Source organism: Rhodococcus sp. 14-2483-1-2, assembly GCF_002259405.1.
In the GTDB taxonomy this organism is placed as follows: Bacteria; Actinomycetota; Actinomycetes; order Mycobacteriales; family Mycobacteriaceae; genus Rhodococcoides.
Genome location: NZ_NPFW01000018.1, coordinates 36,136 through 52,146, shown reverse-complemented (window position 1 = coordinate 52,146; position 16,011 = coordinate 36,136). Strand labels below are relative to the sequence as shown.

14 protein-coding genes are annotated in these 16,011 nt (G+C 65.1%); 4 read left to right on the top strand and 10 right to left on the bottom strand.

Annotated elements, in window-relative coordinates; all coding sequences use genetic code 11:
* Window positions 1-825 (top strand): DUF7159 family protein (locus tag CH295_RS17220; protein WP_252342080.1); only part of this gene is annotated, 825 nt, incomplete at its 5' end.
* Window positions 826-970: 145 nt separating this feature from the next.
* Here the strand turns inward: CH295_RS17220 and CH295_RS17215 are convergent.
* The 7 genes from CH295_RS17215 to CH295_RS17185 form a co-directional block, all read right to left on the bottom strand.
* Window positions 971-1,747, bottom strand: a complete 777-nt coding sequence (locus CH295_RS17215; RefSeq protein ID WP_094741398.1) for an enoyl-CoA hydratase — start codon at window positions 1,745-1,747, stop codon at window positions 971-973.
* Window positions 1,744-2,652, bottom strand: coding sequence for a 3-hydroxyisobutyrate dehydrogenase (gene mmsB / locus CH295_RS17210; protein ID WP_094633230.1), 909 nt, complete (start codon window positions 2,650-2,652; stop codon window positions 1,744-1,746). Before mmsB ends, CH295_RS17215 begins: the two co-directional genes overlap by 4 nt.
* On the bottom strand, window positions 2,649-3,707 hold the full coding sequence (locus CH295_RS17205) for an enoyl-CoA hydratase/isomerase family protein (protein WP_094741397.1): 1,059 nt from the start codon (window positions 3,705-3,707) through the stop codon (window positions 2,649-2,651). The genes mmsB and CH295_RS17205 overlap by 4 nt, the downstream gene beginning before the upstream one ends.
* On the bottom strand, window positions 3,704-4,843 hold the full coding sequence (locus CH295_RS17200) for an isobutyryl-CoA dehydrogenase (RefSeq protein ID WP_094741396.1): 1,140 nt from the start codon (window positions 4,841-4,843) through the stop codon (window positions 3,704-3,706). The genes CH295_RS17205 and CH295_RS17200 overlap by 4 nt, the downstream gene beginning before the upstream one ends.
* 7 nt (window positions 4,844-4,850) lie before the next feature.
* Window positions 4,851-6,359 (bottom strand): CoA-acylating methylmalonate-semialdehyde dehydrogenase, encoded by a 1,509-nt coding sequence (locus tag CH295_RS17195; protein WP_094741395.1) that lies wholly within the window; start codon window positions 6,357-6,359, stop codon window positions 4,851-4,853.
* Between the two features lie 76 nt (window positions 6,360-6,435).
* Window positions 6,436-7,188, bottom strand: coding sequence for an SWIM zinc finger family protein (locus CH295_RS17190; protein WP_094741394.1), 753 nt, complete (start codon window positions 7,186-7,188; stop codon window positions 6,436-6,438).
* Window positions 7,188-10,019, bottom strand: coding sequence for a DEAD/DEAH box helicase (locus CH295_RS17185; protein WP_094741393.1), 2,832 nt, complete (start codon window positions 10,017-10,019; stop codon window positions 7,188-7,190). The genes CH295_RS17190 and CH295_RS17185 overlap by 1 nt, the downstream gene beginning before the upstream one ends.
* An 81-nt stretch (window positions 10,020-10,100) precedes the next feature.
* On the opposite strand from CH295_RS17185, the gene CH295_RS17180 reads away from it, so the two are divergent.
* The 3 genes from CH295_RS17180 (at window position 10,101) to CH295_RS17170 (ending at window position 12,664) form a co-directional block, all read left to right on the top strand.
* Window positions 10,101-11,006 (top strand): NADP-dependent oxidoreductase, encoded by a 906-nt coding sequence (locus CH295_RS17180; protein WP_094741404.1) that lies wholly within the window; start codon window positions 10,101-10,103, stop codon window positions 11,004-11,006.
* A gap of 145 nt (window positions 11,007-11,151) precedes the next feature.
* The gene (locus CH295_RS17175; protein WP_094741403.1) at window positions 11,152-11,826 is read left to right on the top strand and encodes an HNH endonuclease family protein; all 675 of its coding nucleotides are present in this window, start codon (window positions 11,152-11,154) and stop codon (window positions 11,824-11,826) included.
* Window positions 11,827-11,836: 10 nt separating this feature from the next.
* Window positions 11,837-12,664 (top strand): shikimate 5-dehydrogenase, encoded by an 828-nt coding sequence (locus CH295_RS17170; protein WP_094741392.1) that lies wholly within the window; start codon window positions 11,837-11,839, stop codon window positions 12,662-12,664.
* A 1-nt stretch (window position 12,665) separates the two neighbouring features.
* Here CH295_RS17170 and nagB read toward each other — a convergent pair whose 3' ends face one another.
* From nagB to CH295_RS17155, 3 genes are read right to left on the bottom strand one after another with little or no spacing between them, the layout of a single operon-like run.
* Entirely contained in the window at window positions 12,666-13,445 is a 780-nt protein-coding gene (nagB, locus tag CH295_RS17165; RefSeq protein WP_094741391.1) for a glucosamine-6-phosphate deaminase, read from the bottom strand.
* Window positions 13,446-14,630 (bottom strand): N-acetylglucosamine-6-phosphate deacetylase, encoded by a 1,185-nt coding sequence (locus tag CH295_RS17160; protein ID WP_170945950.1) that lies wholly within the window; start codon window positions 14,628-14,630, stop codon window positions 13,446-13,448.
* Window positions 14,627-15,874: a PTS transporter subunit EIIC gene (locus CH295_RS17155; RefSeq protein ID WP_052047888.1), complete on the bottom strand. Its 1,248-nt coding sequence runs from the start codon at window positions 15,872-15,874 to the stop codon at window positions 14,627-14,629. Before CH295_RS17155 ends, CH295_RS17160 begins: the two co-directional genes overlap by 4 nt.
* Between the last annotated feature and the right edge of the window lie 137 nt (window positions 15,875-16,011).

Sequence of the window (16,011 nt, the reverse complement as noted above, 5' to 3'; positions counted from 1 at the left end):
GTGCTGGTGTTGGGGGTCGGGGCGGGTGCGCACGGTGCACGCGCAATTCTGACGTATCTGGACAGCCCCCATCGCACACCCATCGTGTCGCGGACGGTTCGCCGCGCTCCCGGTCAGTCGCTGTCCACCACGATCGCCACCGGTGTCGACGCCATCCACTCGATCGCCGCGACGATGTCGCTCCCGGTACAGTTCTCCGCCATCGCCTATCGGGTTGCCACCGATCCCGGCACGGTCGCCACCCGAGGTACGGCCCGCACGGCCTCGCTCGTTCCGGAAACCGCTGCACAAGTGCGCTATCTGCGTTTCATCGGGCTGGTACCCAACCACGGCGTCACCGTGTTGTGCGATATCGGTAGCACCGGAACCACGGTGACCGTCATCGATCTCGCGTCCACGCGCACACTCATGACGCGGCGTACCGCGACGTTCTGCGGCGACGATCTCGACCACTCGGTGCGTAGGCTGCTCTCGTCCAACGGCGTTCGCGTCGGAATCGATGTCAGCCGATCCATCAAGGAGCAACTGAGCCTCGACTCCGTTGTCAGCACCACGAATTCATCCGGTACTGCGCGGCATGTGCTGACCCGCCGCGATTTCGACGATCTGATCGCCGGACCGGTGCGGTACGCGGGCATGCTGGTGGAGCAGACCATCCAATTGTCCGGTGCCAGACCGCAGTCCATCGTCGTGGTCGGCGGCGGCGCGAACATCACCTCGATTGCGCAGTCACTCGAGCTGCGGACCGGCCTGACGACTCTGGTGCCGTCGATGCCGGAGCTGGTCTCGGCCCGCGGTGCCGCCCTCCTGTCCCCCGACAGGTAGGGCGGACCCGGGAGTGGAGCCTGCGGAACGACCGGTTGGGGGGTAGGAGTGGAGCCTGCGGAACGACCGGTCGGGGTAGGAGTGGAGCCTGCGGAACGAGCGGTTGGGGTAGGAGTGGAGCCTGCGGAACGACCCAGAAGAGCAATCAGCGGTGCTGGAAGTTCGGCGTCCGCTTCTCGATGAAGGCCGACATTCCTTCCTTCTGGTCCTCGGTGGCGAACGTGGAGTGAAACACGCGGCGCTCGAACAGAACACCCTCGCGAAGGCTCGACTCGAACGATCGGTTGACTGCTTCCTTCGCCATCATGACGACCGGTAGCGACATCTCGGCGATGGTGGTGGCGGTCGCGATGGCGTCGTCGAGGAGATCCGCGACCGGCACGATGCGCGAGACCAATCCTGCCCGCTCGGCTTCCTCGACCTTCATGTTGCGACCGGTCAAACACATCTCCATGGCCTTGGCCTTGCCCACCGCGCGGGTCAGACGCTGCGACCCGCCGATTCCCGGAATGACGCGCAGTTTGATCTCGGGTTGTCCGAACACCGCGGTGTCCGAGGCGATCAGAACGTCGCACAGCATCGCGAGTTCACACCCGCCGCCGAGTGCGTAGCCGGAGACCGCTGCGATCAGAGGTGTTCGAGCCGCTGCCAGTCGATCCCAGGCCGCGAAGAAATCGTCGAGGTACACGTCCATGTAGGACTTGGGCTGCATCTCCTTGATGTCGGCCCCAGCAGCGAAGGCCCGCTCGGAACCGGTGATCAGGATCGCACCGATGTCGGAGTCCGCGTCGAGTTCTTCGACCACCGAGACGACCTCGCGCATCAGTTGAGAATTGAGCGCGTTCAATGCCTTGGGTCGATTGAGCGTGATGATGCCGACGCGTCCCCGACGTTCGAGCAGAATTGTCTCGTAGTCACTCACAGGCCTGCTCCGTTCGAGCGCTCGCGGATGTCGTTGATGATGCCGGAGAAGTCGACATCGGTGCCGCCCCCGGACGTTTCCTTGAATCGAGCGTACAACTCTGCTGCCCGTAGGCCGAGGACACCCTCGACACCGTTGTCGCGCAGTGCATTGGCAGCCAGACCCAGGTCCTTGTCCATGAGCGCCGCCGCGAAGCCCGGCTTGTACTCGTTGTTGGCGGGGCTCGTCGGGACCGGTCCGGGTACCGGGCAATTGGTCGTCAGTGCCCAGCACTGACCGGACGCAGTCGACGCCACATCGAACAACGCCTGATTGCTCAGACCGAGCTTCTCCCCCAACACGAACGCCTCGCTGATGGCGATCATCGACACCCCGAGGATCATGTTGTTGCAGATCTTGGCGGCCTGGCCGTTGCCCGCTGCACCGCAGTGCACCACCTTGCGCCCCATGACGTCGAGAACTGCTGCCGCAGAGGCAAAATCCTCTTCGGAACCGCCGACCATGAAGGTCAACGTTCCCGCGGCCGCTCCCCCGACACCACCGGAGACCGGCGCGTCCAGACTGCGGTGGCCTGCCTCGTGCACCAGCTTGTGCGCGGCATGCGCGTCGGCCACGTCGATGGTCGAGGAGTCGATGAACAACGTGCCCGGTGCGGCGGCAGGCAGCAGGTCCGCGTACAACCCGAGTACCAGTCTGCCGTTGGGCAGCATCGTGATGACGATGTCGGCATCGGCAACGGCGGCCACAGCCGACTCCACCACGGTGACGCCGTCCTTCGTGGCCTGCTCCAGCGCGGCAGGCACCAGATCGAAGCCCTGCACGGTGTAGCCGGCCGCAGCCAGATTGGCGGCCATCGGTCCGCCCATGTGGCCGAGGCCGATGAAGCCGATCGTCTTCTCGCTCATGACTGCTCACCTTCTGTGTGTGCTTTCGACAGGCCCAGTTCCGCGTCCCCGAGAGGCGCGAAGTACCGGTCGACGTCCTCGGGCGTGACGTCTGCCAACGTACGCGGTTGCCATTGCGGGTTGCGGTCCTTCTCGACCACCTGTGCTCGGATTCCTTCGACGAGATCGTGGCTGGACAACGACGCGACCGACACGCGGTACTCCTCGTCGAGCACTGCCTCGAGCGTCGGAAGCGTCGCTGCCCGACGCAGCGACCTCAGTGTCACGGCCAGCGACACAGGCGATTTGGACGCGATGTCCTCTGCGGACTTCTGTGCCTCCGGCACCGTGCTGGCGGCCAGAGCGTCGACGATGCCCTGGACGTCGTCGCCGGCGTAGCACTCGTCGATCCATCCCTGCTGTCCGGCAACGGTGGACTCCGGTGCCGGCTCACTGAATGTCGCGACGGCCTCGCCGACACTGACGCTCTCGAGTGCCGAGTAGAAGTCGTCCAGCTTGTCGGACGGGATGTAGTGATCGGCGAAGCCGACCGCGATGGCGTCGGCGGCATTCATTCGCGCCGTGGTGAGCGCGAAGTGGGTGCCGATCTCGCCCGGTGCACGCGAAAGTAGGTACGTGCCGCCCACATCCGGAACGAAACCGATTCCGACCTCGGGCATCGCAATCTTCGATCGCTCGGTGACGATGCGAGTGTTGGCATGTGCCGAGAGCCCGACGCCTCCGCCCATGACGATGCCGTCCATGATGGCAACGAACGGCTTGGGGAACCGAGCGATCGCGGCGTTGAGGATGTACTCCTCACGCCAGAAGTCCTTGCTACCGTTGCCGCCGTCTTTCGCGTCGTGGTAGATCGAGACGATGTCGCCACCGGCACACAGTCCGCGCTCACCGGCCCCGGTCAGCAGCACGACGTCGACGGCGTCGTCGGTTGCCCACTGCGCCAACGCCGGTGCGATCTCGCGAACCATCGCATGATCGAGCGCATTGATGGCTTTGGGGCGGTTCAGGGTGATGCGGCCGATACCACCGGAGACCTCGAGGATCACGTCGCTCATGCGGCACCCACGATCGATCGAGCGACGACCACCCGCATGATCTCGTTGGTGCCTTCGAGAATCTGGTGCACCCGAAGGTCGCGAACGATCTTCTCGACACCGTATTCACTGAGGTACCCGTACCCGCCCAGCAGTTGCAGCGCTCCGTTGGCGACCTCGAATCCGGTATCGGTTCCGAAACGCTTTGCCATAGCGCACATTTCGACCTTGTCGGGAGCGTCGTTCTGCAACGCGTCCGCGGCCCGCCACAGCAGTGTGCGGGCGGCCTCGAGTTCGGTCTTGAAATCGGCCAGTCGGAACTGAAGCGCCTGCGCATCGAGCAACCGTGCCCCGAACGCCTTGCGCTCGGCGAGGTAGGCAACGGCCTTGTCGAGAGCGGACTGCGCTCCGCCGACCGAACACGCGGCGATGTTGATGCGTCCGCCGTTGAGTCCGTTCATCGCGATCCGGAACCCGTCGCCCTCGCTGCCGAGCATGTTCTCGGCCGGAATGCGGACTCCTTCGAGAACGACCTGACGAGTGGGCTGAGCGTTCCACCCCATCTTCTTCTCGTTGGCCCCGAAGGAGAGTCCCGCGGAGTCCTTCGGCACGATGAACGCCGAGATGCCACGCGGACCCGACGCGCCGGTGCGCGCCATCACCACGTAGACCTCGGATGTGCCTGCGCCGGAGATGAATTGCTTGACGCCGTCCAACACGTATTCGTCGCCGTCGCGCACTGCCTTGGTGCCGAGCATCGCGGCATCGGATCCCGCGCCGGGCTCGGTGAGGCAGTAGCTCCCCAGCTGATCCATCGCGCACAGGCCCGGGAGCCAACGCTGCCGTTGCTCGTCGTTTCCGTAGGTGTCGATCATCCAGGCGACCATGTTGTGGATGGAGATGTATGCCGCGATGGACGGGTCACCGGTGGCCAGTTGCTCGAAGATCCGCACCGAGTCGACTCTGGTCAGACCCGATCCACCCACATCCTCGCGAATGTAGATGCCGCCCATTCCCAGTCCCGCTGCCTTGCGCAGCACGTCGACCGGGAAGTGTTTCTGCTGGTCCCATTCGATGGCATTCGGTGCCAGGAACTCGTCGGCGAATTCGCGAGCGGTGTCGTTGATCGCGCGCTCGTCCTCGTTCAAGGTGAACATCGCCGGATCAGTCCATGTTCGGAATGACGAAGTGATTCTGTGCTGCCGCCTCTTTGGTGCCCGACGGCCAGCGCTGCGTGACGGTCTTGGTCTTGGTGTAGAAGCGGATCGAATCGGGTCCGTGCTGGTTCAGATCGCCGAATCCCGAACGCTTCCAACCACCGAACGTGTGGTACGCGATCGGGACCGGAATCGGCACGTTGACGCCGACCATGCCCACCTGGACGCGGGAGCAGAAGTCGCGGGCGGTGTCACCGTCACGGGTGAAGATGGAGACGCCGTTGCCGTATTCGTGTTCGGTGGGCAGGCGCAGCGCGTCCTCGTAGTCCTTCGCGCGCACGACGATCAGGACCGGTCCGAAGATCTCTTCCTTGTAGATGCGCATGTCGGTGGTCACCTTGTCGAACAGCGTTGCGCCGGCGAAGAATCCACCCTCGTGGCCTTCGAGGCTGAATCCGCGTCCGTCGACGACGAGTTCGGCCCCCTCGTCCACACCGATCTGGGTGTAATCGTTGACTCGCTTCAAAGCATCGCTGCCCACGAGCGGTCCGAAGTCCGCGTCCTCGTCGTCGCTGCGGCCGATCTTCAGCTTCGCCACTCGCTCGGTCAGTTTGGCAACGAGGGCGTCGGCGGTCTCCTCACCGACCGGTACCGCGACGGAGATGGCCATGCAGCGCTCGCCTGCCGAACCGTAGGCGGCACCGAGAAGAGCGTCGGCAACCTCGTCGAGATCGGCGTCGGGCATCACCAGGGCATGGTTCTTGGCTCCACCGAAGCACTGCGCGCGCTTGCCGTGCTGCGCTGCGGTCTCGTAGATGTACTGCGCGATGGGAGTCGAGCCCACGAAGCCGATCGCCTTGACGCGGTCGTCGGTGAGGAGCACGTCGACAGCATCCTTGCCGCCGTTGACGACGTTGAACACACCCGGCGGCAGTCCCGCTTCGAGGAAGAGCTCGGCGAGCTTGAGCGGGACGGACGGGTCACGCTCGGAGGGCTTGAGGATGAACGCGTTTCCGCAGGCGATGGCCGGGCCGGCCTTCCACAGGGGAATCATCGCGGGGAAGTTGAACGGGGTGATGCCTGCGACGACGCCGAGCGGCTGACGCATCGAGTAGACGTCGATTCCACCGCCTGCGCCTTCGGTGTACTCACCTTTGAGCAGATGCGGGACGCCGACGGCGAACTCCACGACCTCGACGCCACGCTGGATGTCACCCTTGGCGTCGGCAATCGTCTTGCCGTGCTCGGACGAGAGCAAGCGGGCCAGTTCCTCTGTGTCGCGGGTGACGAGCGCCAGGAACTTCATCAGTACGCGGGCCCGACGCTGCGGGTTCCACTTGGCCCATTCACGTTGGGCCTGTTCGGCATCGGCGATGGCGGCCTCGACCTCGGATACGTCGGCCAGCGGCACACGGGCCTGAACCTCGCCGGTGTTGGGGTCGAAGACGTCCCCGAAGTTTCCGGAGGTGCCTGCGACATGCTTGCCGCCGATGAAGTGCGTGAGTTCGCGAGCCATGGGAGTGTCCGTCCTCGAGCGTGGAAGTGAAGTACGCCCATCCTATAGTCGGATGTCCATGTAAGTCCAGGAGTGGTCACATCCGGTCGTAGAACTGCCTCAGATCGGCACCGGCGCGACTGACCTCGGCCTCGGTCGAGCCGTCGGCGCGGAAGATTCGGTGCAGGATCAACGGATCGAGATCGTCCACCGCGGGGGCGAACGACACCTGCGGAAGTTCGGGGAAAGACGCGCGATCGGCGAACCAGTCATCGGGGTCGAACTCGTCGTCCCCGTCACCGACACCTTCGATCAGTTGATCGAGATCGACTCCACGCAACGTCAGGATGGTCGCGGCGGACGCGTCGATGTGCTCGGCGGCGATGTACATCAGAGCCGCCGCGTGTTTGCAGGGCCACCCGTCGTCGGGGCATGTGCAGTCGAAATCGAGCTGCCCCTTGTCGTGCGGCAGCAACACCGACGCCAGTGCCTGCGGAATGGCATTGGAGGCCAGCTCGGCCAGCATGCCGGGGTTCGATCGCACCCTGCCGACCAGCGCGGCTACTTCACCCTGCGTGAGCGGGTCGACGGTGACCGAGGCCGAGAACGGCTCGAGCTGACTGCCCTGCACCTCGCCGTATATCTGCCCGCGCTCGACACCGAGAGTGAGCACCTGCCCTTGACGCGCATACGTTCTGCCCCGAGCAATCCGACCCGGATCCGCGAGGTCTTCCATGGCCGCCACGAAATGCCTGCCCCACCACGTCTGCCCGAACGCGCCGCGCTTGTTTCTGGACTCGATGCCGCCCTTGGCTTTTCGCCGCTTGCCGTACTGCGAGAAGTCGACCATCACTCCCCCACCGCATCCTCGCTGAGGCGGAACAGTTCCTGCAGCTCCGCGGTGTCCATCTCGGTCACCCAGTTCTCGCCGGTGCCCACCGCCAGATTCGCCAGGTCCTGCTTGGAGACGAGCATCGAGTCGATCCGTTCCTCCACGGTGCCGACGCACAGCAGTTTGCGCACCTCGACGTTCTTGCGCTGCCCGATGCGAAAGGCCCGGTCCGTCGCCTGATTCTCCACCGCCGGATTCCACCATCGATCCAGATGAACGACATGATTGGCGGCCGTGAGATTCAACCCGGTGCCGCCGGCCTTGAGCGAGAGCATCATGATCGGCGGACCGTCGTCGGTCTGGAACTTCTCCACCATCTCGTCGCGCTTGGTCTTGCTCACGCCGCCGTGCAGGAACGGCACCTCGGTGCCGAATCGTTCGGCGAAGTAGGGTGCCACGAGCTCACCGAACTCCCGGAACTGCGTGAACAACAACGCTTTCTCGTTGTCACCCAGAATCGAGTCGAGCATGTCCTCCACCAGACCGATCTTGCCGGAACGATGCTGCCCCCTCTTGAGCACCGGCGAGCCGTCGGACAGGAAATGGGCGGGGTGATTGCACACCTGTTTGAGACGAGTGAGCGCGGACAGCACGGCACCCTTGCGCTTCATGCCCTTCGCGTCGGCGATCTGCGCCATCATCTCGTCGACGACGGCCTTGTACAGCGCAGCCTGCTCGGCCGTCAGGTTGGCGCGCACGGTCATCTCGTTCTTCTCGGGCAGATCCGAGATGACCGTCGGATCGGTCTTGACGCGACGCAGAATGAACGGCGAGGTGATGGCGCGCAGACGCGAGACTGCGCTCTCGTCGTTCTCTCGCTCGATCGGAACCGAGAATCGCTTTCGAAAGTCCGACGGCCTACCGAGCATTCCCGGATTGGCGAAGTCGAGAATGGACCTCAGCTCGTCGAGACGATTCTCGACCGGCGTTCCGGTGAGCGCCAGCTTGTGATCCGCGGGGATCGCTAGCGCCGCCTTGGCCTGCACGGTCCCCGAGTTCTTGATGTGTTGCGCCTCGTCGAGGACCACACGACGCCACGTCTGCTCCGCCAGCTGCTCGCGATCCTTGGCCATCAGCGCGTACGTGGTGACGATCAGATCGTGCTCGGCGATCGCCCGGTCGAGCTCGTCGCCCTTCGACCGGGCCGGCCCGTGATGCACCAGAACTCGCAGTGCCGGAGTGAATTTCGCCGCCTCACGCTGCCAGTTGCCGACCACCGACATCGGTGCCACCAGCAGCGTCGGCGTCGAACTCTTCTCGTGCGCGAGCAGTGTCAGCACCTGCAGCGTCTTGCCCAGCCCCATGTCGTCGGCGAGTACCGCCCCGAGACCGAGCCGACTCATGAACGCGAGCCAATCGAGCCCACGCTGCTGATACGGCCGCAGAGTCGCGTTCACACCGGCCGGTACGGGGATCGTCTCCGGCACCGCACCGGGCTCGAGCAACGTGGCCGCCCATCCCGAGGCACGAATGTCCTGGACCGGAGCCGGCGGTGGATCGGCCAGAGTCATCTCGCGCATCAGCGTGCTCAGCGCAGTCCCGTCACCGTGATGCTCGGCGACGTACTTGGCAGCCCGCGCGAGCTGACCGCCGTCGGCCAACACCCACTGACCGCGGAGTCGTACGAGATCGCCCTTCGAGACGGCGAGCCTGTTCATCTCCGCCTCGGTGAGCACCATGTCGCCGAGTTGGAGCTGCCAGTCGTAGGACACCAGTTCGTCCATGCCGACCGCCCGATCGGCTGCCGCTTTCGTCACCGCCGGTGACTCGACGCGCAGCCTCATCGACGGATCCAGCCTCGTCCAGGCCCGAGGCAACAGAACCGTCGTCCCGGTGGCCTGCAGTGCCGTCGCACCGTGTTCGACGAGGTCGATGACCACCGACGTCGGAAGCAACAGATCGAGGGTGCCTTCCTGAGACGGCAGATCGCGCAGTCTCGGGTACGCCGCCACGGCGTCGCCGAGCTTGCGCACGGCGATGGAGAGCAGAGTGGCATCGACCTTGCGGCTCATCGGAACCGGTCGCGGCGCTTCGCCATCGGCTCGCAGACACACCTGCAGCGTCCAGTAGGACTCCACTGCGTCCTCGGAGGAACTGTCGACGGCGTCATAGTCATCGGGTTCGAGCAGGCGGAGCACAAGGGACGGCTCGTCGACGGTGAGGCTTCGACGCCAGTTCTCGAGCAACGTCGACATCTGTTGGGTGCCATCGGCATACGGGTCGTCGCGAATCAGAGCCGACAACAGCGGATGCTCCGAGTCGGGTCTGCCCAGAACCGATCTGACGATCGGATCGGTGAGCTCCTCCACCATGTCGTCGAGGATCTTCTTGGGCCGCTCACCCGCACGCTGCACCGAGGGCATCGCGACGGCGAGTTCGCTGAGCCAGGCACGTTGACGTTCGCCCCCGACCAGACGCCACCGCGGCCACCACTGCCCGTCCATCAACTTCAGGGCCGGAACGACGCGACCGCCGCGGACCCAGCGTTCGATTCCGCGGGCGACGTGCGCCAGGTAGCGGAGGTCACCGGAGATCGACGGGTGGTCGGACGGCGTCCGCAACAGCAGGTCGGCACCGTCGTGCGGGGCGAGTGCGATGGCCGGAACCTGTACCGGGGCCTGCGCGGTGGAGGTGCGTCCGGATGACGGAAACGACACCGCGGCACGGTGCCGGAACGTTCTGGTGAGCACGTGCGCGTGGGTCGGCGGCAGATCGGGTTCGTCGCCGGTGGTGATCTCGTCGTCCCACAGCATCAGCCCGGCACCGGGAGACCAGAGACCGTGCAGCATCGGTCCATCCAATCAGCAAGCACCGACACACTTCAGGTGAGGCGCTCCCGAGCGGGTCGCTGGGTGAGGCACAGTATGTACATGATCGCGTACGGCTTCAGTGAATACGGCGGACCCGACACCGAATACCTTCTCGACCTTCCTGTCCCCGAGCCAGGACCGGGGCAAATTCTCGTCGCGGTCCACGCCGCCGGGGTCAATCCTGCGGATTGGAAGGTGCGGGCGGGCAACCGCAAGGACACCGTGCAGATCACCTTGCCCGCGGTTCTGGGTCGGGAAGTATCGGGCACGATCGTGTCGGTCAGCGGCGATGTGGCCGACTTCGCGGTGGGCGACCACGTGTTCGGAGCCACCGCGTCGGGATACGGAGGCTATGCGCAGTACACCGTGCTCAACGCGTCGAGCAGCGCCCACAAGCCGGAAGCCGTCTCGTGGGCAGCCGCGGCCACGCTGCCGGTGGCTGCCGGAACCGCGTACGACGCGCTGCGCCGACTCGCCGTCGGCGCGGGTGATTCCATCGTGGTGCTGGGCGCAGGTGGCGGCGTGGGTTCGACCGTTCTGCAACTCGCGCGAGCCGACGGTATCGACGTTCTCGCGGTCGCGAGTGCAGGCAAGCGGGAGTGGATCGAGAGCCTCGACGCAGAATTTCTCGCCTCCGGCCCCGATTTCGTCGACTCGATGTCACGACCGGTGAACGGCATCATCGATCTCGTCGGAGGCGAGAGCTTGCGCGCCGCCGCGACCGCTGTGACCGCGGGGGTGCCGATCGTCAGCGTCGCAGACCCGGTGCTCGCGGCGCAGTGGGGCGGTTCCGGAGTCGATCGCGACCGCACCACCGCGGCATTTGCGCGGCTGGCGGACCTGACCGCGTCGGGCGTCATTCGTCCGCGTATCGACCATGTGTTCCCGCTCGAACGTGCGGGTGAGGCTCTCGCCCTCGTCGAGGACGGGCACGTGCTCGGCAAGGTCGTCGTCGAGGTTCGCTGATGCCGGATTCGCGTCGGCGGAGAACTGTCGGGACCTTCCGGCACACTGCTGTCGCGAGGACCGATGACCGAACAACAAGATCGACGATGGGGCGTGCGTGAGAAAGCTGTGGGTGGCGGTACTACTGGCGATCGCCGCGGCCGTGATGGCTGTGTTCGGCTCGTGCGACCGGCCCGTCGTCCCCGGCTTCTCCCCCGCCGAACCGGCTCCCGGTAGCCCCACTCGAGCCCAGATCGAGCAGTTGCTCGCCCAGGTTCGTGTGGTCGCCGACCGACCCGATGCCCTCGGCTACGAGCGCGGGTGCAAGAGCGGCGAAGGGTGTGTGTTCGGCCCGGCATGGACGGACGACTACGACGGGCCTGGCGGCCACGACGGTTGCGGTACCCGCGACAACGTCCTGGCGCTGTCGATGACCGGGGTCGAGTTCCGGGCGGGCACCCGCGACTGCGTCGTGCTGTCGGGTTCGCTCGCAGACCCGTACTCCGGTGAGCCGATGCAGTTCACCAAGTCCGACGCCGGAAAAATTCAGATCGATCACGTTTACCCCCTGTCCGCTGCGTGGGATATGGGCGCGAACATGTGGTCGCCCGACAAGCGCGTTCGGTTCGCCAACGACGTGGCGTTCAATCTGCTCGCGGTCAACGGCGCAGACAATCAGAGCAAGAGCGACAAGACACCCTCGCAATGGTTGCCGCCGAACGCGGCCTACCACTGCTTCTATGCGGGCAAGTACCTCTCGGTCGCTGCCCAGTACGAGTTGCCGATCACGCGGGACGATCGGAGTGTTCTCGCTTCGGTCGCCTCGACGTGCGCGGCGTAACGTCTCAGCGATGGCAACAGCACACCCGCGCAGCTTCCTCGACCGTGACACACAGCTCTGCATGTCCCTGTCCGGCCGACCGAGCAATATCGGAACTCGCTTCCACAACTTTCTCTACGACGAGTTGGACCTCAATTTCGTCTACAAGGCGTTCACCACCACCGACCTCGCCGCCGCGGTCGGGGGCGTTCGCGCGCTGGGCATCCGAGGCTGCGCCGTCTCGATGCCGTTCAAGGAAGATGTGATCGAACTGGTCGACGTGATGCACGAGTCGGCGAGCGCGATCGAATCCGTCAACACGATCGTCAACGAGAACGGCGTCCTGCACGCGTACAACACCGACTACCAGGCCGTCGCGAACCTACTCGCCGCGAGCGGCTTCTCGACCGACTACTCGGTGGCCGTCACCGGCAGCGGCGGTATGGCCAAGGCTGTCGTTGCCGCACTGCGGGATTCGGGTTTCACCCGGGGCACCGTCGTCGCCCGCAACACGAACACCGGCCCGGTGCTCGCCGAGACCTACGGCTACGACTGGTCTGCCGAAGCTGTGGGCGCAGACCTGCTGGTGAACGTGACTCCGGTGGGTATGGCCGGCGGACCGGACGCTGATTCGGCACCGTTCACCGTCGAGCAGATCGACGCAGCGAAGGCCGTGTTCGACGTCGTCGCCATGCCGTCGGAGACGCCGCTGATCGTTGCTGCCCGGGCGGCGAACAAGCCCGTGATCACCGGCGCTCAGGTCATCGCCCTGCAGGCGGCAGAACAGTTCGTCCTCTACACCGGAGTGCGGCCGTCGGACGACCAGATCGCGCGCGCATCGGAGTTCTCGCGCAGCTGACTCACAGGTGCTGCCACCGGGGCTTGTCGGCATAGGCGTACCGGTAGTAGTCCGCGAGGGTGAGCGACGCCGCCGCGGCCTCGTCCAACAGCACCGTTGCGTGCGGGTGCCATTGGATCGCCGACGCCGGACAGTGCGCCGACAGCGGTCCTTCGACGGCCGCCGCCACCGCGTCCGCTTTCGACTCCCCCGTTGCGATCAACACCAGGTGACGGGCCTCGTCGATGGTGCCGAGACCCTGCGTCAGTACGTGATGCGGCACGTCCTCGGGCGAGTCGAAGAAACGGGCATTGTCGGCGCGAGTCTGTTCGGTCAGCGTCTTGACCCGCGTCCGCGATCGCAGTGAAGATCCGGGCTCGTTGAAGCCGATGTGTCCGTCGGTGCCTATTCCGAGGATCTGAACATCGATGCCGCCTGCCGCCGCGATCGCCGCGTCGTACCGCTGCGCCTCCGCCGCGATGTCGTCCGCTTCGCCGTTGGGCGAGAACACTGCGGCGTCGTCCAGGTCGACGTGGTCGACGAAGTTGTCTCGAATGAACGAGAAGTAGGACTGCTCGGCTGCTTTCGCCAGTCCGATGTATTCGTCGAGGAGAAAGGCTCGGCATCGCGCGAACGACAGGCCGTCGTCCCGATGCCGTCGCGCCAACTCGCGATAGGTGCCCACCGGGGTCGACCCGGTCGCCAGTCCCAGTACAGCCGGACCGGCTCGCACCACTCGTTCGACGATGTCGGCGGCCGTTCGATCCACTGCGTCGACCCCCTCGAGGATCACGACCTCCATCTAGCTGTCCTCTCTGATTGCAGTTCCGCTTCTGATCACCTGTAGTGGCTCGAACGCCGCGTCGACCACCAGCACGTCGGCTCTCATGCCCTGTTCGAGGCACCCGATGTCGGAGCCGAGTCCGATCGATGCCGCCGGAGTCGACGATGCGGCCCGGACCGCTTCGACAATGGGCACGCGGGCGTCCAGCACGGCGCGGCGCACCAGGTCCAGCACGGTCGCGGTTCCGCCCGCGATCGGAGCGGTCTCGGAGTCTGCGTCGCGGGACAACCGTGCGACCGAGTGCTGGACGGTCACATCCAGTGGTCCGAGTCGGTAGCGACCGTCCGGCATTCCGGCCGCGGCCATCGCGTCGGACACCAGCGCGATCTGTGCGCCACCGACGAGATCGAACACCGCGCGCACGGTCTCGTCGGCGAGATGCACTCCGTCGCCTATCAATTCGAGCACCATCACGCTGCGGGCCGCGGCCGCCAGGCACTCGCTCACCGGGCCCGGCGATCGATGATGCCAGGTCGGCATTCCGTTGAACAGGTGCGTGGCCGTCATCGGACCGTCCCCCAGCGACTCGACAGCGCGTCGGGTGGTGAGCGCATCGGCGTCCGTGTGCCCGATGCTCGGCAGTATGCCGTTCTCCCGCAACATCTCTGCTACGGCAGCGAAGCCGTCGATCTCGGGCGCAAGGGTCATCGACCGCACGGCTCCCCGGCCCGCGGCCAGTATGTCGCGCAGCAGTCCGGGATCTCCGCTGCGCAGCGAGGCCGGGTCCTGCGCGCCGCAGCGGGCGACCGAGAGAAACGGCCCCTCGATGTGGAGGCCTGCGATGTCACCGGACTCGTACAGATCGGCCAACAGCGACGTCTGCTCGATCAGTCGTTCCGGCGGTGCCGACACCAGTGAGGCGAGCATCGTCGTGGTCCCGCGGGAGCGGTGATGCCGCACCGCCGTCATGAGATCGACGGCCGGTGAATCGGGAAACGAAGCCCCCGCTCCACCGTGGCAGTGCAGATCGATCAACCCGGGGAGGATCGTCGAATTCGTGTGCGGTGCTCGATCACCGGTCCATGCCGATGCCGGTCCGACCCAGGAGATCCGGTCTCCCGTCGACGCGACGACGCCGTCCTCGATCACCTGGTCGCGCGTGACGACACGCCCTCGGAGCGTCGTTGCAGTGGATGCGGTCATGCCCGGTCGGGTTCGAGCACAGCGTCGTCCTCACGTCCGGGGGTGCGCAGGTTCCACTTCTTGATGACGAAGCTGAACAGGAAGTAGTAGATCACCGCGTACACCAGGCCGATCGGAATGAGCAGCCATGCCTTGGTGGCGATTCCGTAGTTCAGCAGGTAGTCGATGCCACCGGCGGAGAAGAAGAATCCGTCATGGATTCCGAGGGCATTGGTCAGCGCCATAGAGGTTCCGGTCAACACCGCGTGGATGATGTAGAGCGGCCAGGCCACGAACATGAACGAGTATTCGAGCGGCTCGGTGATCCCGGTGACGAAGGCAGTCAGGCCGGTGGACAACATGATTCCGCCGACGATCTTCTTCTGCGACGGCTTGGCGTTGCGGTAGATCGCGAATGCCGCAGCGGGAAGTGCGAACATCATGATCGGGAAGAATCCGGTCATGAACACTCCGGCGGACGGGTCGCCGGCGAAGAACCGGTTCAGATCGCCGCGGACCAATTGACCGCTTGCATCCTGGTAGTCCCCCACCAGGAACCAGACGACGGAGTTCAAAATGTGGTGCAGCCCTGTGGGAATGAGCATGCGGTTGGCGAAGCCGTAGATTCCGCTACCCACCACGCTGTGGTCGGCGACGGTGTTGCCCACCCACTGGAGAGCGCTGTAGAAGAGTGGGTACACGAACGACATGATCACGGCGACGACGAGACCGGTGATCGCCGTCATGATCGGCACCAGACGACGGCCGCTGAAGAAGCCGAGATAATCAGGCAGCTTCTGTCGATAGAAACGCTGCCAGAGAATTGCCGAGAGCAGTCCGATGACGATGCCTGCCAACACGCCGTAGTCGATCACTGCCGGGTCACCGTTGGCATCGACCTCTCCGTCGAGCACGACCGGCGACATTGCCGTGAAGACTCCGTTCATCACCATGTAGCCGACCACAGCTGCGAGCGCGGTCGAACCATCGGACTTCTTGGCCCAGCCGATGGCGATACCGACCGCGAAGATGAGGGGAAGCCAGGTGAAAACCGACTGGCCTGCCGCGGAGATGACCGCAGCAGTGGTCTTCAGTGCGCTGAACCTCCCCAGCAGGTCGTCCTGACCGAGCCGCAGGAGAATTCCGGCTGCGGGCAGAACAGCGATCGGCAGCATGAGGCTGCGACCGAACCGCTGCAGCCCGGCCAACGATCGTGATTCCTTCTTCGGCTCGGTATCGATCGAGTCCGTCTTCTTGGGGGTCATGGCGACCTTCTCTTCGAGGCTGGTCCTTCGAGGGCAATTTCGCTGTTGTGACCGGATGCCATCAGGGGTACTGTCCGGTCATTACCAGTTGTAGTTTGGCCAGGTGGCAGGCTCGTGTCAACCCGGCCGTGTGATCC